This window comes from Roseibium sp. (genome assembly GCF_051016195.1).
Lineage (GTDB): Bacteria > Pseudomonadota > Alphaproteobacteria > Rhizobiales > Stappiaceae > Roseibium.
Genome location: NZ_CP134616.1, coordinates 492,866 through 511,082, shown reverse-complemented (window position 1 = coordinate 511,082; position 18,217 = coordinate 492,866). Strand labels below are relative to the sequence as shown.

Annotated in this window: 17 protein-coding genes; 15 read left to right on the top strand and 2 right to left on the bottom strand. The window is 57.6% G+C overall.

What is annotated here, in order from left to right; genetic code table 11:
- The 5 genes from RDA78_RS02315 to ptsN all read left to right on the top strand — a co-directional run bounded on the left by RDA78_RS02315 (position 1) and on the right by ptsN (position 4,511).
- Positions 1 to 570, top strand: coding sequence for an LptA/OstA family protein (locus RDA78_RS02315; RefSeq protein WP_434053762.1), 570 nt, complete (start codon positions 1 to 3; stop codon positions 568 to 570).
- 134 nt (positions 571 to 704) lie between these two features.
- Positions 705 to 1,445 (top strand): LPS export ABC transporter ATP-binding protein, encoded by a 741-nt coding sequence (gene lptB, locus RDA78_RS02310; RefSeq protein ID WP_434056089.1) that lies wholly within the window; start codon positions 705 to 707, stop codon positions 1,443 to 1,445.
- Positions 1,446 to 1,533: 88 nt separating this feature from the next.
- The gene (gene rpoN, locus RDA78_RS02305; protein ID WP_434053761.1) at positions 1,534 to 3,084 is read left to right on the top strand and encodes an RNA polymerase factor sigma-54; all 1,551 of its coding nucleotides are present in this window, start codon (positions 1,534 to 1,536) and stop codon (positions 3,082 to 3,084) included.
- A 310-nt stretch (positions 3,085 to 3,394) separates the two neighbouring features.
- Positions 3,395 to 3,982, top strand: a complete 588-nt coding sequence (hpf, locus tag RDA78_RS02300; RefSeq protein ID WP_434053760.1) for a ribosome hibernation-promoting factor, HPF/YfiA family — start codon at positions 3,395 to 3,397, stop codon at positions 3,980 to 3,982.
- A gap of 61 nt (positions 3,983 to 4,043) precedes the next feature.
- Entirely contained in the window at positions 4,044 to 4,511 is a 468-nt protein-coding gene (gene ptsN, locus RDA78_RS02295) for a PTS IIA-like nitrogen regulatory protein PtsN (protein WP_434053759.1), read from the top strand.
- Between the two features lie 57 nt (positions 4,512 to 4,568).
- Here the strand turns inward: ptsN and mdoH are convergent, their stop codons facing one another.
- Positions 4,569 to 6,344, bottom strand: a complete 1,776-nt coding sequence (gene mdoH / locus RDA78_RS02290) for a glucans biosynthesis glucosyltransferase MdoH (RefSeq protein ID WP_434053758.1) — start codon at positions 6,342 to 6,344, stop codon at positions 4,569 to 4,571.
- A gap of 146 nt (positions 6,345 to 6,490) precedes the next feature.
- Here mdoH and RDA78_RS02285 point away from each other — a divergent pair, with 146 nt between their 5' ends.
- From RDA78_RS02285 to RDA78_RS02240, 10 genes are all read left to right on the top strand, one after another.
- Entirely contained in the window at positions 6,491 to 7,504 is a 1,014-nt protein-coding gene (locus tag RDA78_RS02285) for a zinc-dependent alcohol dehydrogenase (protein WP_434053757.1), read from the top strand.
- 56 nt (positions 7,505 to 7,560) lie between these two features.
- A complete protein-coding gene (locus RDA78_RS02280) occupies positions 7,561 to 7,959 on the top strand; it encodes a 6-pyruvoyl trahydropterin synthase family protein (protein ID WP_434053756.1) in 399 nt (132 codons plus the stop codon).
- A gap of 6 nt (positions 7,960 to 7,965) precedes the next feature.
- Complete coding sequence (locus RDA78_RS02275) at positions 7,966 to 9,018, top strand: glycosyltransferase family 4 protein (protein WP_434053755.1); 1,053 nt, start codon at positions 7,966 to 7,968, stop codon at positions 9,016 to 9,018.
- On the top strand, positions 9,015 to 9,812 hold the full coding sequence (locus RDA78_RS02270) for a hypothetical protein (protein WP_434053754.1): 798 nt from the start codon (positions 9,015 to 9,017) through the stop codon (positions 9,810 to 9,812). The genes RDA78_RS02275 and RDA78_RS02270 overlap by 4 nt, the downstream gene beginning before the upstream one ends.
- A gap of 293 nt (positions 9,813 to 10,105) precedes the next feature.
- Positions 10,106 to 11,542, top strand: coding sequence for a UbiA family prenyltransferase (locus RDA78_RS02265; protein ID WP_434053753.1), 1,437 nt, complete (start codon positions 10,106 to 10,108; stop codon positions 11,540 to 11,542).
- Between the two features lie 5 nt (positions 11,543 to 11,547).
- Complete coding sequence (locus RDA78_RS02260; RefSeq protein ID WP_434053752.1) at positions 11,548 to 12,870, top strand: FAD-binding protein; 1,323 nt, start codon at positions 11,548 to 11,550, stop codon at positions 12,868 to 12,870.
- Between the two features lie 149 nt (positions 12,871 to 13,019).
- A complete protein-coding gene (locus RDA78_RS02255) occupies positions 13,020 to 13,457 on the top strand; it encodes an EamA family transporter (RefSeq protein WP_434053751.1) in 438 nt (145 codons plus the stop codon).
- On the top strand, positions 13,454 to 14,467 hold the full coding sequence (locus RDA78_RS02250) for an NAD-dependent epimerase/dehydratase family protein (protein WP_434053750.1): 1,014 nt from the start codon (positions 13,454 to 13,456) through the stop codon (positions 14,465 to 14,467). The genes RDA78_RS02255 and RDA78_RS02250 overlap by 4 nt, the downstream gene beginning before the upstream one ends.
- Positions 14,468 to 14,479: 12 nt before the next feature.
- Positions 14,480 to 15,934, top strand: a complete 1,455-nt coding sequence (locus RDA78_RS02245; RefSeq protein WP_434053749.1) for an aspartate aminotransferase family protein — start codon at positions 14,480 to 14,482, stop codon at positions 15,932 to 15,934.
- A 359-nt stretch (positions 15,935 to 16,293) separates the two neighbouring features.
- Positions 16,294 to 16,911, top strand: a complete 618-nt coding sequence (locus RDA78_RS02240) for a VPLPA-CTERM sorting domain-containing protein (RefSeq protein ID WP_434053748.1) — start codon at positions 16,294 to 16,296, stop codon at positions 16,909 to 16,911.
- Between the two features lie 112 nt (positions 16,912 to 17,023).
- Here RDA78_RS02240 and RDA78_RS02235 read toward each other — a convergent pair whose 3' ends face one another.
- Positions 17,024 to 18,217, bottom strand: a complete 1,194-nt coding sequence (locus RDA78_RS02235; RefSeq protein WP_434053747.1) for a hypothetical protein — start codon at positions 18,215 to 18,217, stop codon at positions 17,024 to 17,026.

The window sequence follows — 18,217 nt, the reverse complement described above, 5'->3', positions numbered from 1 at the left end:
ATGACAGTTTTGAAGCGCCTGACATTGGCGGTTGCCGCAACTTTCCTGGCATCGGCTGTTCACGCCCAGACTTTCTCCGATTCCTTCGCCGGTTTCGGATCGAATGAAGGTGAACCGATCGAGATCGAGGCGAGCGAGCTGCGCGTGGAGGACAACAACAACACGGCGACCTTCGTCGGTGATGTGGTCGTCATTCAGGGCGAAACGAGTCTCAAGACGGAGCGGCTCAAGGTCTTTTACGCCGGTTCGGGCGCGTCGAGCGGAGAAGGCGCCGTTCAGCAGCGCATTTCGCGCCTGGAGGCGGAAGGTGGCGTGTTCGTTACATCGAAGGATCAGACCGCAAAGGGTGATGCGGCAAGCTTCGACATGAACAAGGAAATCATGGTGATGACCGGCCGGGAAGTCGTTCTCAGCCAGGGGCCCAATGTTGTGGTCGGCAACAAGTTGACGGTCAATCTCAAGACCGGGCAGGCAAACCTGACCGCGGCCAAGGCAAGCGCTTCGAATTCCGAAGGCGGCGGCGGGCGCGTCAAGGTACGGATCATGCCCAACAGCGTGGAAGAAAACTGATACGTGTGTGCCAGATCGGCAATGAAATGCCGATTTTGGAGACGGCAAGGCGGCAGGGATTGATTGGATAGTCTTAAGTGAAGATTTCATCTTCGGATTACAATGGATTGCACGGCAACTCGCCGGATCATGACTTGCCTGAAGACGATCTGTCGCAGGCGCTTGTCGTGGACGGCATCGGCAAGACCTATGGCCGCCGCCAGGTGGTGAAATACGTGAGCCTGACCGTCAAGCCGGGCGAATCCGTCGGCCTTCTCGGACCGAACGGCGCCGGCAAGACCACGACATTCTACATGATCACCGGCCTGATCCGCCCGGACCAGGGGCAGATCCTTCTTGAAGGCTTCAACATCACCAAGATGCCCATGTACCGCCGGGCACGGTTGGGGATCGGCTACCTGCCTCAGGAGGCTTCCATCTTCAGGGGGCTCACCGTTGAGGAGAACATCCGCGCGGTGCTGGAAGTGATCGAACCGAACCGGCAGAAACGGCGCGAGGAACTCGACTCGCTACTGGCGGAATTCGGGCTCACACACCTGCGAAAGTCACCAAGCATTGCCTTGTCGGGAGGGGAACGCCGCCGCGTGGAAATCGCGCGCGCGCTCGCCAGCCGTCCGTCTTTCATGCTGCTCGACGAACCATTTGCCGGTATCGATCCGATTGCAGTCGGCGACATTCAGCAACTTGTGCGTCACCTGACTCAGCGTGGCATCGGTGTTCTGATCACGGACCACAATGTCCGAGAGACCCTCGGACTGATCGACAGGGCCTATATCATCGCTTCCGGAGAGGTTCTCACCGAAGGTTTGCCTCAGGAAATCGTGACGAATCCAGACGTTCGCAGACTTTATCTGGGCGAGCAATTTACGCTTTGATGACGAGTGTCGAGCTAGGTTATAGTGCAGGTCTGTAACAAAGAAGCAAAAAGCAGACCACAAGAAGCTACACGCGCCTGGGAACTCGATGGCCATTTCAACAAAGTTGGAGATGCGGCAAAGCCAATCGCTGGTGATGACGCCGCAACTGATGCAGGCGATCAAGCTCCTGCAAATGTCCAACCTTGACCTTGTCTCCTATGTCGAAGCAGAACTCGAACGCAATCCGCTTCTTGAAAAAGGGGACGGTGAGGGGAGTGAAAGCGCCGCCGCCGATGCTCCGAACACCGCCGAGCAGACATCGGAGACCGCCAACGGCGCGTCTGAAGGTCCCGAAGACCCCAACGCTGGCGACTGGATGCAAAACGACCTGGAAACAGGCTCGGAAGCCATTGCATCGCGCATGGACACGGATCTGGGAAATGTGTTTCCCGACGAACCGGGCGTGCCGGCATCACCCGACCCGGTGCAACTGAAGACCGGCGACAGCTACAAGAATGCGTCGAGCGGTGCCGCTTCCGAAGACTACAATCTTGAAGCCTTCGTCGCCGAAGAAGCCTCGCTGGGAACGTCACTTGAAGAACAGATGAACCTTGCACTCAGCGACGAAGCGGACAAGCTGATTGCAGGCCACCTGATCAACTCGCTCGATGAGAACGGTTATCTTTACCTGGATCTGAATGACACGGCAGATCAGCTGGGTGTCGATCTGGAGAGAGTCGAAACAGTGCTCGCCGTCTTGCAGACCTTCGATCCTGCCGGTGTTTTCGCGCGCAACCTGGCCGAATGTCTGAAGCTTCAGTTGATAGACAAGAACCGCTTCGATCCGGCTATGGAAGCGCTGATCGACAACATCGAACTGCTCGCGAAACGGGATCTGCAGACGCTCCGGAAGATCTGCGGCGTCGATGACGAGGACCTGATCGAAATGGTCGCCGAAATCCGTGCGCTGGACCCCAAACCGGGAAGCGCGTTCGGATCGGCACTGGTGCAGCCGGTGGTGCCGGATGTCTTCGTGCGGCCGGCCAATGACGGGACCTGGGCCGTGGAGCTCAACTCGGACACGTTGCCCAAGGTGCTGGTGAACCAGACCTATTTTGCAAAGGTGATCAAGACGGCGCGCAACGAGACCGAAAAGGAATACCTGACCGATTCGCTTCAGACCGCGAACTGGCTTGCGAAGAGCCTGGATCAGCGTGCCAAGACCATTCTCAAGGTCTCGACCGAGATCGTGCGTCAGCAGGACGGGTTCCTGACATACGGGATCGAACACCTGCGCCCCTTGAACCTGAAGACGGTGGCGGAAGCCATCAGCATGCACGAATCGACGGTGAGCCGCGTGACCTCGAACAAGTTCATGGCGACACCGCGCGGCATCTTTGAATTGAAGTACTTCTTCTCTTCGGCCATCTCCGGGACGGGTGACGGCGACAGCCATTCGGCGGAATCCGTGCGCCATCGCATCAAGACGATGATTGACGCCGAGGATCCGAAGGCAATCCTTTCCGATGACACGATTGTCAAAACTCTCAAGGAAGACGGTGTCGACATTGCCCGCCGAACGGTCGCCAAGTATCGCGAGGCGATGAAAATCGGCTCTTCGGTGCAGCGGCGGCGCGAGAAAAACACCAAACTGTAGCGGCTTGGCCTGCTTGTTCCCGGATGCAGCTTCTGCTTCGAACGTCTGGATTTTACGCGTAAGTTCGATTTTGTTTCGCAGCGTCCGCGCAAAGAAAATGTTGGATATACGCTATTCTACCGCAGTCGACGCGCACCTGTTTATTTACAATTGACACTTTGCGTTGGCGCAATTATAGCACCGCCCTCATGGCGTAATCAGGGGATGGCGCTTGGGCGCTGACTGGTCCATTGTGGACTTGAGACGTTTCGCGTCTCGGCATCGGCAGCAGCTGATGAACTAACGGCCAACAGAAAAAGAAGAGGTCCCCATGGCTTTGCGGATTTCGGGTAAAAATGTGGATGTGGGCGATGCATTGCGCGAGCACATCACAGACCGTATTGAAGATGCCCTGTCGAAGTACTTCACGGGCGGATTCACGGGCCACGTTACGCTCAGCAGGGAGGGCAACGGCTTCAAGTCCGAGTGCAGTCTGCATCTGGACACGGGAATCGTGCTACAGGTGTCTGCGCAGGATCAGGATCCGCGAAACAGTTTTGATGTTGCAGCTGACAAGATCGAGAAAAGACTGCGCCGCTACAAGCGGAAGCTCAAAGACCACCACAGCCACAATGGAAATGGTCGGGAAGCGTTTGAAGCAGCGTCTTACGTGCTGGCCTCGACGGAGGACGATGAAGAACTGCCTGCGGACTTCAATCCGCTCGTGATCGCCGAAACGTCGGCCAAGGTAAAGACAATGACCGTCGGCATGGCGGTGATGGAACTTGATTTGACCGAAGCACCGGTCGTTATGTTCAAAAATGCGGCAAACGGCGGCGTAAACGTTGTTTACCGCAGGCCGGATGGCAATATAGGGTGGATAGACCCTGCACTGGTGGCCGGCGAGGCCGCCGAATAAATGATGCGGACGAAGCTGGCCTCGGAATGAAGGCCAGCTTGCGAGATTTGTAGGCGAACTTATGGATCTTAGTGATCTTCTGGGTAAAGACGCTGTGATTGCCGGCCTGAAGGCCAAAAGCAAGAAACAGGCAATACAGGAGCTGTCTTCCCGTGCAGCTGAATTGACCGGGCTTTCGGAACGCGAGATTTTCGATACGCTGCTGCAGCGCGAACGTCTCGGGTCGACCGGCGTTGGTCACGGAATTGCGATTCCTCACGGAAAGCTGACCCGCCTTGACCGTTTGGTCGGACTGTTTGCAAAACTGGAAAAACCCGTCGATTTTGACTCGCTCGATGATGAGCCGGTTGATCTGGTTTTCCTGTTGCTTGCACCGGAAAGCGCTGGAGCGGACCACTTGAAGGCTTTGGCGAGAATTGCCCGGCAGCTGCGGGACGGATCGGTCACCCAAGGCGTGCGCGCATCTTCGGACGCTGCAGAGATCTACGATTTCCTCGTTCAGCCGATCGCGTCATCCAACGCGGCCTAATCGATTAGAAGAAATCGCTTCAAGAAAAAAGTCCGGCGAGTGCCGGACTTTTTTGTTTTACACCTCTGCAGGTTCCGGATCGCCCTGGACGATGCCCGGCTGGGCCATCTTTTGGGTGGAACCTTTCGTGAGCGCTGCAAGATGAAGCGGAGCCAGCTCCGGCGGCGGCGCGGTCTCTTCCGGGATGCGCCAAAGCGTTGACTGGATACCGAGTTTTCCCAAGGACTTTGTTGAGGTCGCGACCGCGATTGCGATGGCGAGCAAGGGTCCGATGGCAATGGGCAGGATCGGCCAGACAAGTTCGATCGGCTGGAAAGAGAACCAGGTGAAGGCCACGATGCCGAAGAGGGTCTGTGGCCAGAGTTTGGAGATTGCCAGCGACACGGGAAGGCGTTCAACGCCGCGTGCCTGGGCTCCCCAGCCAATCGCCTTGCCGGCGGCAAGACCGCCCATGAACATCGTATGAGCCACCGCCATGATCGGTGCGAGCATGGCCGAGTAGACAATCTCGGAGCCGAAACTGACAAGGATCCTGATAGGGCCTCCAAAAGCCTTCCTGAGGTCGCGCCGCGCAAGGACATCCACCACGGTTGCGATTTTCGGCGCGAATACCATGCTAAGTACCGTGAAGAACATCACGACGCCCGTGTCGGCCCGATAGGGCGCATAGTCGGTCGTCATCCCCAGCACCGCGGCACCAACCATGAAGCCGATCCATGCAGGTGAGCCGAGGAACATCAGCATCGCAAGGACCAGCTGCGCGCGGCTGACGGGCTTGAGTCCCTTCATTCCTATGAGACGGCGATACTGGAGATTGCCCTGGCACCAGCGCAGGTCCCGGCGAACGAATTCCAGCAGATGCGGAGGGTTGTCCTCGTAGCTGCCCGTCTCCAGCGGCAGGACGCGGCACTCGTAACCGGCGCGGCGCATCAGAACCGCTTCGACCTGGTCGTGTGACAGGATCGTCCCGGCGAGCGGGCCCTTGCCCGGCAGAACCGGTAGACGGCAATGCTCCTTGAAAGGTTTCAAGCGCAAGAGCGCATTGTGACCCCAGTAAGGACCACAATCGCCTTGCCACCATGCGCTGCCCATTGTGTAGGACCGCATGCCGAGGCGCATGCCGAACTGAAAAACACGCGCGAAAGCGCTGTCGGTCGGAAGGCCGACGACAAGGCTCTGTATAATGCCCAGTTTCGGATTCGCCTCCATGCGGCGCACCAGGCTCGCAATGGCGTCCGCAGACATGTAACTGTCGGCGTCGAGCACGAGCGCGAAGTCGAGCTCATCACCCCACCGATCGCAGAAATCCTCGATGTTGCCGGCCTTGTATCCGGTGTTCACGGACCTGCGGCGATAAACGACGTCCATCTGTCCCTGGAATCTCTGAGACAGACGTGCCGCCATCTCCTGTTCCTGCAGAGCGATCGTGTCTTGGGACGTATCGCTGAGAACGAACAGCTTGAAATGGGGTGCGTGGCCTGACCGGATCAGGTTGGACACCATGGCACTGAGATTTTTTTCGAGACTTTCGACGTCCTCGTCGCGCACGCAGGACAAGAGTGCCGTGGAACTGGTCAAGTGTGCATCCGCTTTGCCGGGATCGATCGGGCAGACCGCCTTCACCGGGTCCCGCGAAAACCGCATGACGAAGAGGCCGATCACCGCGTTCCAGAACCCGATGATTGTCCACGGAAGCGTCACCATGAAACACAGCAGGATGAACAGGTCGAGCGGCGTCAGTCCGCCCGGCGACAGCGTCACTGCCATCAGCGCCGTCAGCCCGAAAAAGCTGATCGCGAGCAGTGCGGAAAAAACCAGCCGCCTGATCGTCATCTTACGCTCTGAAATGTCTGAATGGGAGGGGTCAGAGACTCGAAACATTTTTGTGACTTCCAATCCGGGCAATCGTGGCGATAGTGCGCATGTCAAAATGTCCTGATATTGACACAGGCCAGGTGAACAAGCGGAACGTTACGGGAATGATTGACAATGAGGTGGTGACGCGCGGCACAGCCGAGGCTCGAGCGCTGTGGTACACCAAAAAAATGCAATGCGAAATCAAGCCGGTTGCGGCACAGCGACCGCAACCCGGTGAGGTGCTTGTGGACACGCTCTATTCCGGCGTGAGCCGCGGCACTGAGGGGCTTGTCTTTCGTGGAGAGGTTCCGGAAAGCGAATGGCAACGCATGCGCGCACCATTCCAGACGGGTGATTTTCCGTTTCCCGTCAAATACGGATACGCAGCGGTCGGTGCGGTGCGTGAGGGCGACCCGGAGCTTGCCGGCCAAATCGTATTTTCGCTCTACCCGCATCAAAGTACTTTCACTCTCCCAACCGATGCCTGTGTACCGCTTCCAGATGGCGTTTCGCCGGAACGTGCTGTTCTTGCAGCCAATATGGAAACAGCGCTTAACGCTATATGGGACGGAAAACCATCACCTGGGGATCACATCTGCGTGGTCGGTGGCGGCGTCGTCGGTCTCCTGACAGCTTACGTTGCGGGGCAACTGCCCGGATCAACCGTGACCGTCATCGATACAAACCCTGAGCGTGCAAAAACTGCGCATGCTCTCGGACTTTCTTTCGCACTGCCGCAAAATGCGCCCGGAAACCAGGATCTTGTGTTTCATGCAAGCGCAAATGCGGCCGGACTTTCAACGGCCCTGGAATGCGCCGGTGATGGGACATCCATTGTTGAAATGAGCTGGTATGGCACTGAAAACGTTGCCGTTCCGCTGGGTGCCGACTTTCATTGCCGACGCCTGAAGCTTGTGTCCAGCCAAGTCGGCACTATCGCTGTCGAACGCCAGGCGCGCTGGACCTACAGGCGCCGGCTGGAGACGGCCCTGACGCTGCTGAAGGACCCGGCTCTGGATTGTCTCATCAGCCACAGGGTCCCTTTCACAGCGTTGCCGGACCGGCTTCCCGATTTGTTGAACAAAGCGTCAGATGTGCTGATGCCCCTTGTCGTCTATGACGAGAAACCCTGCTAGAAAGTGGCTCGGGTTTTCTCCGATATCTTTTCAACCGCAATTTCAGGAACCAGGTAATGTTTGCAGTAGAAGTTCGCGACCATGTCATGATTGCCCATTCCTTCAAGGGAGAGCTTTTTGGACCCGCGCAGGCCCTGCACGGTGCGACCTTTGTCATCGACGCTGCCTTTCTTGCAGATGAACTGGACGAAAACGGTGTTGTCATCGATATCGGCCGGGCCCACGAAGCTCTGAAGGAGGTTCTGGAGCCGCTGAATTACAAGAACCTTGACGACGTTCCCGAATTCGCAGGCATCAACACGACCACGGAATTCCTCACCAAGCACATTCATGATCATCTCGCCAAGGCAGCGCGCGAAGACCGGCTGGGCCGGCCCGGGCATGAGCTTGGTGCCGTTCGGGTGACAATTTCGGAATCCCACGTTGCGAGGGCCTGGTACGAGGCCAAGATCTGAAGCCTCATGAATACGCTGTATTTCGCTTACCCCGGAGAGCTGGAAACGCCCACAGGCGGCTATGGCTACGACCGGAAGATCATCGCCGGTCTGGAAGACCTCGGCTGGCAGGTGGAACTGGTGCCGCTTGGCGCGGGGTTTCCCTTTCCAGCAGCCGAAACACTCTCGCAGGCTCAGACCGTGCTCGAAGGGCTTCCGGCCGGCGCACAACTGGTTGTTGACGGTCTAGCCTTCGGCGTGATGCCGGAAGCCGCCTCCCTTGCTTGCGGCCGCCTCGACCTGGTCGCCCTCGTTCATCATCCGCTCTGCCGCGAAACCGGTTTGTCTGAGGATGAGGCGTCCGGACTGTTCGAAAGCGAGCGCAACGCGCTGGGACATGCAAGGCATGTCATCGTCACAAGTCATGCCACGGCAACGCAGGTCGCGGATCTATTCGGTGTTGCGGAAGAAAGGATCACGATCGTTCTGCCGGGAACCGAAAAGCAGGACTTCGCGGCGCGGGGTTCCAGCGGAAAGCTGAAGCTGCTTTCGGTTGGCACGGTGGTTAGGCGGAAAGGCTACGATCTCCTGTTTGCCGCTCTTGACGGACTTCGGGAATGTGATTGGCACCTGGACATTGTCGGCGGCCTTGACGCCGACCCGGGTTGCCATGCCGCGCTTTTGCAACAGCTTTCGGGGCTCGGGCTCACTGATCGGGTAACCTTCAAGGGCGCCGTCGCGCCGCAGGATCTTTCAGGCTTCTACCGCCAGGCGGATGTCTTCGTGCTGGCGAGCCGCTACGAGGGGTATGGAATGGCTTACACGGAAGCGCTGGCTCACGGACTGCCCGTGATCGGCAGCGGCGGCGGGGCCGTTGCGGATACTCTGCCGGACGGTGCCGCTATCTATTGCGGAACGGAAGACACAGGAAAACTCCGGAGTGCGCTGAAGTTGTTGATGACCAATGAAAGCAAGCGCCTCGACATGTCCGCGGCAGCAAGGCGTGCGGCCGAAGCACTTCCGGACTGGCGGGATGCGGCGGCACAGTTTGCCGTTGCCCTGGGCGGGGTACGCAGATGAGCGGGTTTTCGTCCGACTGGCTCGCGCTGAGAGAACCGCTGGATCTGGCTGCAAGAGATCGAACCGTGGAGGCGGCGTTCCTGGAACGGGTTCCTTCCATTGCACCCCGGATACTTGATCTTGCGAGCGGCGCCGGATCAACGGTTGCTGCGCTGAAGGACCGTCTGCCCGAAGACACCAACTGGCTCCTCACAGACAATGATGCCGGTCTGCTCGACGTGGCGGCGGCGCGTTGGAGCGAAAACGGAACGGCGGGTCTTTCCGTGCGCGAGATCGATCTCGCGAGCAATTTTGAAATGCTCCCCTTTTCTGAAGTCGACGCGCTCAGCACGTCGGCCTTTCTCGATCTGATTTCCGAGCCGTTTCTAAAGCGCCTCGTGACGTGTGTGGCCGACGCCGGAAAGCCGTTCCTTGCCAGCTTGACCTATGACGGGCGTATCGGATTCCAACCCGCAGCCCCCCTTGACGAGACGATGCGCAATGCGCTGAACAGCGACCAGCTTTCTGACAAGGGGTTCGGCAATGCCCTGGGGCCGGGCGCCGCAACCTGCGCCGTCGATCTGTTCCGGTCCGCCGGTTACCATGTAGTGCAGGGCCAGTCCGATTGGCAGGTACGTCCGGCCCACAAAGGCTTCCTTGAAGAGTTTCTGTCTGGTTGGGGCCGGGTTGGCGTGAAATACGGGGTAACGCGCGAAGAGGTTGAGAACTGGCGCACGGGACATCTGCAGCGGGCAGGGGGTGGCAGCTTCCGCTGCACGGTTGGGCACATCGATTTCGCGGCCTTTCCGTATTGAAACGATTGGGTCGCAAAAAACTTTCGTAGTAATTCAAATCAAACACTTAAAATTAATCGAAAAGTAAGTATAACTCCATCGTTTCGCGCAAATTGAGCGTAAATTACGCAAAATGCCCAATAAAATTTGGGCTCCTATATTTCTCTAAAGCGCATGCTAAGAAATTTCCGGTAGCTCAAGTCTTAAGGCGCACGTCATGTGTGCAATCGACAAAGGCAATCAGGGAAAGAGATCTCGCTCAGAAAGTTCCGTAGAGAGCTTCAAAGATAGTAGGGTCTCGGGGCATCTGCGTGATGGATCAGCGCTTAGAAACTTCAAACCGGGCGATCTACGTTGACCTCGACGGGACGTTGCTTCGCACGGATCTGCTCTGGGAGAGCCTGTTTCAGGCACTGCGCCGCAACCCCCTGATTGTGTTTTCGTTGTGCGGTTGGGTTCTGAGAGGCGTCGCCTACACCAAGGCCCGGCTGGCCGAAACGGCAGAGATCGACGTAACTGTGCTGCCCTATCGGCCGGAAGTCGTTTGCGAGCTCGAAAGCCAGAAGGCGCTCGGACGTCGGCTGGTGCTGGCAACCGGCTCCAACGAGAAACTCGCCAACGCCGTCTCGCAACATATTGGCCTTTTCGACGCCGTACTGGCGTCGGACGAAGACACCAACCTGACCTCGGGGCGCAAACTGGCGCGGATCGAATCCGAGGCCGGGGATCTGGGCTTCGAATACTACGGCAATTCTCATCATGATGTCTGCCTGTTCGAAGCCGCGTCGGAAGCCATCGTCGTCGCGCCGGACAGAGCAGCCGACCGTTGGCAGAAACAGTCGGGTGCGAACCGAATTGACGCGACCGGGAGCCAGGCAAAAGCGGCGCTGAAGGCGATGAGGCCACATCAGTGGCTGAAGAACACGCTCATCTTTGTCCCGGCCGTCATGGCGCATGAAATCTTCATCGGTTCCGTGTTCCTGAGCGCTGTCCTGGCCTTTGTCGCCTTCTCGCTTTCGGCATCGGCGATCTATATCCTCAACGATCTGCTGGACCTCGAAGCCGACCGCAATCACAAGACCAAGTGGAAACGCCCTTTTGCGAGCGGTGAGTTGAGCATCCCGAACGGTCTTGCGCTGGCCCTCGGTTCGATCGTGGCGGCGTTCCTGATATCCACGGCTCTGCCGATCGGGTTTGCCGGCATTCTGGCGCTCTATCTCGTCATCACGACGGCCTATTCATTCTCGGTCAAACGCATGCTGTTGCTGGACGTGTTTGTACTGGCGGGGCTTTACACGATCCGTGTTTTGGCGGGCGGCGTTGCCGCGAGCATCGAGTATTCCTTCTGGCTGCTTGCCTTTTCCGTGTTTTTCTTTCTTTCGCTCGCCCTGGTCAAACGGTTCACCGAATTGCAGCATGTTGGTGAAAGTGCATCGAGAGAGGTCACCGGACGCGGTTACAGGCATGTTGACCTCGAAACGATTTCACAGGCCGGCATGACATCGGGATTTGCATCGGTTCTCGTGCTTGCGCTTTACATTCAAAGCCCTGCGATCGAGCGCGCCTATTCCGTGCCCCAGATGATCTGGCTGCTATGTCCTCTGATCCTCTACATCATCATGCGCATCTGGATCCTGGCCCGGCGCGACGAGATGCACGAAGATCCGATTGTCTTCATTTTGAAGGACTGGCGCAGTCAGTTCATGATCGGTTGCGGTGCGCTCCTGTTTCTCATTGCCGCCGCGTGGTGAGCCCGATGAGCGCATGTATTGAAAGCTGGGGCGGCCTCAGCGTCGAAACCTCCGAATTGCTGAAGCCCGAGGCCTTCCTGGCTGATGACAGAGCCCGCGGCAGCGCGCTGCCCTACGGCAACGGGCGCAGCTACGGCGACAGTTGCCTGAACGCTTCGGGCACCGCGATTGCAACTCGGAAAGCCGGGAAGATCATTTCATTCGATGAGACGACCGGCCTGCTGCAAGCAGAGGCCGGCCTCCTTCTGTCCGAACTCATCGACGCCGTCGCGCCGGCAGGATGGTTTCCCGCTGTTTTGCCCGGAACACAGTTTGTCACCCTTGGCGGCGCCATAGCGAACGATATCCACGGCAAGAACCACCATCGGCGGGGAACGTTCGGCTGTCATGTAACTGAAATTCACCTGGACCGGACGGACCGGGGATCTTCGGTCATCAGGCCGGGGGACGAAACCGGTCTCTTTGAAGCGACGGTCGGCGGGCTCGGACTGACGGGCCTGATCCGCAGGGCATCGGTGCATTTGATGCGTATCGGCGCGTCTTCCATCAGGCAGGAAACAACGCGTTTCAATGATCTCGAGGAGTATTTCGGACTTGCACGGGACGCCGATGAACGGCACGAATACGCCGTCGCCTGGCTGGACTCGATCAGCAAGGGAAAGCGTTTCGGGCGCGGGCATCTGATCGCGGGTGATCACGCGTCCGAGGGCGGGCACCAGGTCGCCCGCAGCGCGTCCCCGCTCAAGGTACCGTTCACACCTCCGGTCACTCCACTGCAGGGACCGTTCCTCCGCCTGTTCAATGAAGCCTACTTCCGCGGTGCACCGGCCGGTGTTTCAACAAAAACGGTCGGATTCGAAAAGTTCTTCTTCCCGCTGGACCGGATTGGACGCTGGAACCGTCTATACGGTCCGCGCGGTCTGCACCAGCACCAGAGCGTAATTCCGGAAGCAGCTGGTTTCGAGACGGTCAAGAAGCTTCTGGAGTGCACGCAGGCAAACCGGCACGGTTCGTTCCTGACGGTGCTGAAGCGTTTCGGGCAGGTTCAAAGCCCGGGTTTCATGAGTTTCCCGCGCGCTGGCTACACGCTGACGCTGGACTTCCCCGACAAGGGTGGCCCAACGCTCCGGCTTCTTGAACAACTCGACGAAATCACCTTGGCAGCCGGTGGAGCGGTGAACCCCTACAAGGACCGCCGAATGTCAGCTGCAACATTCAAGGCTTCGTTTCCGGAGTGGCAAAAACTTGAGGCTATGCGTGACCCGGCCCTGCTTTCGGACTTCTGGCGCAGAACGGCGCTGTGTGAGGGAGATAGAGGTGCCAAGTAATGGAAATCAATAAAAGTTCGCTCGTCAAAGTAACATACTGTTATCCATATGAAGATGGGTAAATAAAAAGAGTCTCGGATTAATCCAATCTAATGAAATTGGACAGATATTCGACTTGGAACAAAAAATGTATGCGGAGAAAAACCTGCATGAGTACCTACCTGCCCTTCATTCTGTTTACGGTGCTGACAAATGCAGCCGCGCAGATCATGTTGAAATACGGCATGACCCAGATTGGTGACTTCAGCTCTCTGCACAGCAATCTGATTGTCAAGCTTCTGCAGGTCGTCTTCACGCCATTCGTGTTCCTCGGACTGTGCACCTTCGTCATTTCGATGGCGTCGCATCTCTACGTGCTTTCCAAGGTCGAACTGTCCTACGCCTATCCGTTCCTGTCGCTCGCCTATGTAGTTGTCGCCGTCTACGCCTACTTCATATTCCATGAGGATCTGAACGCGATGCGGGCTCTCGGGATCGCCCTGATCTGCGTCGGCACCGTCTTCATCGCCCAGGGCGGCACGAAACACAATGAGGTCGAGGCGCAAGCCAAGGTTCAAACAGCTTCTCTTGAGGAGACTTCGAAGTGAAACATATCCTCTTTGGTGGCGACGGGTTCGTCGGCAGGCAGCTCGCAAAACGTCTAGCGGAAGAAGGCGAAGAGGTGATTGTCGCCGATATCGCGGCGGCGAACAGGCAAATGTATGCCAAAGCGCGGTTCATCGACTGCGACGTGACGGATCCTGAGGCGATCGCCGCTGTGCCGATCGCCGGTGACGACATGGTCTATAACCTGTCGGCTAAAATGCTGTCGCCGATCCAGGTGCGTGCGAAGCGGCACGACTTTTTCTACCCGGTCAACTACGACGGTACGAAAAACATCATCGAGGCAATGGATCGTGCCGGAGCCGGCAGGCTCGTGCACTACACGACCGACATGGTCTATGGTCACACGGTCACCTATCCGATGACGGAAGATCACCCGGTCTCACCCCTAGGCGAATATGGCCAGTCGAAGCTGGATACTGAGACGCTTGCGCAGGAGTGGCGGCAGCGCGGCATGGACATCACGCTCTTCAGGCCACGCCTCATCATCGGGCCGGGCCGTCTGGGTATCCTGACGAAACTCTTCAAGCTGATCGACCTCAACCTGCCGGTCCCCATGATCGGTTCGGGCAAGAATCCCTATCAGTTCATTTCCGTCTTTGACTGCGCGGATGCAGCTCACAAGGCCTGGAAGGCCGGTGTCCCGAACGAGGCCTATAACCTTGGGTCGATCGATCCGCCACCGGTCAGGAAGTTGCTGGGGGACCTGGTCAAACATGCGAATTCAAGGTCGATCCTCGTGCCGACCTGGGGCTTTGCGGTCAAGCGGACGCTCGACCTGCTCGATGCCCTGAACATGCCGATCATGGACCCGGAGCAGTATCTGATCGCGGACGAGATGTGCGTTTTGGATGTCTCCAAGGGAGAACGCCAGCTCGGCTGGGTTCCGGCCTATCGCGATGAAGACATGCTGATCGCAGCATACGATGAATACCGGACACAAAAAGACAGCGGAACGGGCGTCAGCCATGGCACCGCGCAGCCGGCAGAATAGGAACTTCTGATTATGCAGAACACCGCACTTCGTGATGACTTCGTCGATTCCGTCGCAGTTGCGTCAGATAATCGGAAGCCGGATCTGATCACGGTTGAAGAAGCCAAGGCACTTGATGCCGGGACGATGGCAGATCTCTTCAAGGAGCATATCAATCCGGGCCAGTTCCATTTCATGAAGCTGCTCGGGTTTCACAAGGTCAAGATCGAGACTGCCGAGGGCATGTATTACGTCGATCAGGACGGGCGGAAAATCCTGGACTTCTTCGGCGGTTTCGGATCACTGGCGCACGGCCACAATCATCCGCGCGTGATCGCAGCCCGGCAAAGGTTCCAGGACGAAGGCCGCCACGAGATTGCGATTGCCTTCCTTTCACAATACGCGACCGCTCTGGCAAAGAATCTTGCTGCCTGTTCGCCCGGTGAACTGGACATGGTGTTCCTCGGCTCCTCCGGCTCGGAAGCGATGGAGGCCGCGGTCAAGGTCGCCGAACGCGCGTCGGGCAGGAAGAATTGCAAGATTGTCCATGCTGGTAACTCCTTTCACGGCAAAACCAAGGGTGTTTTGTCGATCACGGATTCGGATTTGTACCAGGGCGACTTCAAGCTCGTCGAAAACCGCATCAAGGTGCCGTTCGGCGATCTGGACGCCCTGACGCGGGTCATCGAAGCGGATCCGGACATTGGCGTGGTGGTTCTGGAAACGATCCAGGGTGGAGGCGGCATCGTCTCTGCTTCGCAAAGCTACTGGAAGGGTGTTCGTGCGCTTTGCGACAAGCACAACGTCCTTTGGGTCGCCGACGAGGTCCAGTGTGGCTACGGCCGTACCGGCAGGTTTTATGCCTTCGAACACTACGGTGTGGTCCCGGACGTGACGGCACTGGCGAAGTCACTTGGTGCCGGCAAGGCGGCTGTCGGCGCGATGATCGCGAAGCGTGATGTCTACATGAAGGCTTATGGCTCTCCGAAAACGGCCATGATCCACGCCCAGGCGACGTTCGGCGGCATTGGCGAGGCGAGCATCACTGCAATTGAAGGACTGAACGTCCTGTACGATGAAGACCTCATCGAAAATGCCGCCCATGTCGGCGCGCACCTGATTTCCCGCCTGAAACAGCTGCAGCAGAAACATCCGAAGATTATCAAGGATGTGCGCGGCGAAGGGCTGATGGTAGGGCTCGAATTTCAGGATTTTTCAAAGACGATGCCGGTCGTGCTGCGCCCGATGCTGTCTCTGTTGGACGAAAAGCTGAAAGGCTCGCTCTCCGGCTTTATCGGTGCACAGCTTCTGCGCGACTACGATATCCTGGTCGCCTTCACCGAATACAATCGCAACGTCATTCGCCTGGAGCCGCCGCTGGTGTGCACGATCGAAAATGTCGACACATTCTGCGATGCGCTGGACGATCTTTTGTCAAAGGGAATTGTCAGCATCGTCAACGGCTTCATCAAGTCGCAGGCGGCGTAGCCGACCCGGCGCCAAGCGTAAACCCAAACCAAAAAACCCGCTCCCCTTAGAGCGGATTTTTGCCATTTCTGCAGCCAAATCGGCTTCATTTATGGGGCCGTACCCTAAAGGCCGGGCAAGGTTGAGGCGGATTTGCACTTTTTACGTGCATGACCGAATGCGCGCCTGACCGTTAACCATAAGGACAGGAATAAGGCATACCTTTGTGAATAAAGAATTTTTAGGCACGAAGAGCTCTGTACGTGCGGCCTCTGCTATGTTAAAAAACAGTTAAAATAAAACCAATAATTAGAAAGGGCCTGCAAAAAGGCTCGAACCAAACTGATCAAGGGCACGTCACGCATCGGTAGGAGTACCACATGAGAATCTTCAAACTGGCCGTAGCCGCTGCAGTTGCTTTGCCGCTGGCTTTTGCTGGCGCGGCAATTGCCATGCCGGTAACGGGCGACATCACTGAGGGCGGCCCGAGCCCGCGGAACACGTTTCCGGGCGCAGACCTTGCCACCCCCGTGGGTGATTTCGGCCAACCCGACAACAGGGCTTTTCTTGAGCTCGACGGTCACAACATCAACATCTTCGGCACGATCCAGCACAGAAACGACAATCTGTATCAGGACGCGTGGACGATGGTCGTTAAGAAGGTGACCGAGATCACGTTCTTCTGGGCACCGCATGAAGACAAGACCGGCACCTTTTCCGGCAGTTTTGTTTCGCCGTTCGGCGTTTTCAACTTTGGTCCGGCTGCGTCGGCCGTCGGTGGACCTGTTGACAACAGCGTAACCGGCAGTGTCGTCCTCGGCACGTTGCTGCCGAACGTGGAATATGATTTCAGCGTGGATGCGACCACTTGGGGCACCCCGCGGGAATTCGGTCACTGGCAGGTCAATGCGACGGTGGTGCCGCTCCCGGCTGGCGGCATTCTGTTGCTGACGGCTCTCGGTGGCATGGCGGTCTTCCGTTCGCGCAAAAAGGCGTGAGCCAGACCTGACCGGTTACATGCACGGTGTCGGTTGACTGACCCGTGAATCCTGTAAAAACGCCGCCCGTTGGGGCGGCGTTTTTTCGTTTGTCAGTGTTGTGAATGCGTCTTCACGAGGCCATCCGGTTGCCGCGTGTGGCTTCGAGCGAAAACACCGGTTTCCATATCTCCATCAAAACAACCAGCAGCGGCAGCATGTAGGGCAGGTAGATCCGGTCGTCCGGAAGCGGGAAGGTGACGAATTTCCCACCGATGCAGAGCGTGATTGCAATGACCGCGATCCACTGTCCCTTGGTGACGTTGGCACCACCGCGCAAAAGCAGCCCAAAGCCGAGAAGAAAGACCGCCAGAACCATCAGCCAGTTGAAGGCCTGCACGGTCCGGGCAAGATTGACAACGAGAGCCTTGACGTAAAGGACCGCGCTGAACGCCGGATCGAAGCCGCGCATGTCGTCCTGGTACTCGACATTCGAGTAGTAGAAATGCGGCCACCAGCCCGGGTGATCGGCTGAACCTGTGATCGGGAAGTACAGAGCCAGAGCCCCGGCAAAGAGTGCAAGATAGATCAGCCTGTCTCTGCCGACGGCGAGCGCGGCAAGCAGCAGCGCGAAGAAGAACAGAAGCCCGTCGGGCCTGACCAGGAACATCATGAACAGGAAGGGTGCGGCATAGAGCGGTCGCTCACGGCAGACGAAATAGAGCGCCGGTAAGGCAAAGGCCGCCATCATGAGGTCTGGCGTCGCCTCACGCGCCGAAAAGGTATATCCGATCAGGATCGCAGTCGGGCCGATGATCATCAGACCCTGAACGAAGTTCTGCCGGGCGCTCCAGAAGAGAATGAAAAGCCCTATCAGCGCTGCCGATGCCGTCGAAATGATGGTTGTCGCATGCACGCGGCCTGTCACGCTTCCAAGCTGCTTGATGGCTTCGATGTAGCCGACCTTTACCCGGAACATCGGGAAAAGCGAGACGAAGTGCTCCGGCTGCTCATACTGATTGACGCGGTAAGGAATGCTGGCCGTGACTTTGTAGAACTGCAGCTCTGACGCGGCTTCCTTGACTTCGCCATAGGCCAGCTTGTGAATCTCTTCCGGGCTTTCCAGCTGATCCTCGGCAGCGATCCCGACATAAGCCAGAATATCCCAGTTATACACCGGATTGAAATAGGCAAGGGCAAGCGTTCCCAGTACAATCAGGGAAAAGACGCTGACCGAGAAGGCGTTCACAATCTCCTTCGAAAGCATCTTTTGCGAAGCGTTGAGGGCCGTCTCGAAGCGGCCGCCAAAGGGATTGGTCAAGGACAT

Excerpts from the sequence above, each read along its gene's own strand:
- RDA78_RS02315 (WP_434053762.1), top strand. The coding sequence starts at position 1 with ATGACAGTTTTGAAGCGCCTGACATTGGCGGTTGCCGCAACTTTCCTG.
- rpoN (WP_434053761.1), top strand. The coding sequence starts at position 1,534 with ATGGCCATTTCAACAAAGTTGGAGATGCGGCAAAGCCAATCGCTGGTG.
- hpf (WP_434053760.1), top strand. The coding sequence starts at position 3,395 with ATGGCTTTGCGGATTTCGGGTAAAAATGTGGATGTGGGCGATGCATTG.
- ptsN (WP_434053759.1), top strand. The coding sequence starts at position 4,044 with ATGGATCTTAGTGATCTTCTGGGTAAAGACGCTGTGATTGCCGGCCTG.
- mdoH (WP_434053758.1), bottom strand. The coding sequence starts at position 6,344 with ATGACGATCAGGCGGCTGGTTTTTTCCGCACTGCTCGCGATCAGCTTT.
- RDA78_RS02285 (WP_434053757.1), top strand. The coding sequence starts at position 6,491 with ATGATTGACAATGAGGTGGTGACGCGCGGCACAGCCGAGGCTCGAGCG.
- RDA78_RS02280 (WP_434053756.1), top strand. The coding sequence starts at position 7,561 with ATGTTTGCAGTAGAAGTTCGCGACCATGTCATGATTGCCCATTCCTTC.
- RDA78_RS02275 (WP_434053755.1), top strand. The coding sequence starts at position 7,966 with ATGAATACGCTGTATTTCGCTTACCCCGGAGAGCTGGAAACGCCCACA.
- RDA78_RS02270 (WP_434053754.1), top strand. The coding sequence starts at position 9,015 with ATGAGCGGGTTTTCGTCCGACTGGCTCGCGCTGAGAGAACCGCTGGAT.
- RDA78_RS02265 (WP_434053753.1), top strand. The coding sequence starts at position 10,106 with ATGGATCAGCGCTTAGAAACTTCAAACCGGGCGATCTACGTTGACCTC.
- RDA78_RS02260 (WP_434053752.1), top strand. The coding sequence starts at position 11,548 with ATGAGCGCATGTATTGAAAGCTGGGGCGGCCTCAGCGTCGAAACCTCC.
- RDA78_RS02255 (WP_434053751.1), top strand. The coding sequence starts at position 13,020 with ATGAGTACCTACCTGCCCTTCATTCTGTTTACGGTGCTGACAAATGCA.
- RDA78_RS02245 (WP_434053749.1), top strand. The coding sequence starts at position 14,480 with ATGCAGAACACCGCACTTCGTGATGACTTCGTCGATTCCGTCGCAGTT.
- RDA78_RS02240 (WP_434053748.1), top strand. The coding sequence starts at position 16,294 with ATGAGAATCTTCAAACTGGCCGTAGCCGCTGCAGTTGCTTTGCCGCTG.
- RDA78_RS02235 (WP_434053747.1), bottom strand. The coding sequence starts at position 18,217 with ATGTCCTTGACCAATCCCTTTGGCGGCCGCTTCGAGACGGCCCTCAAC.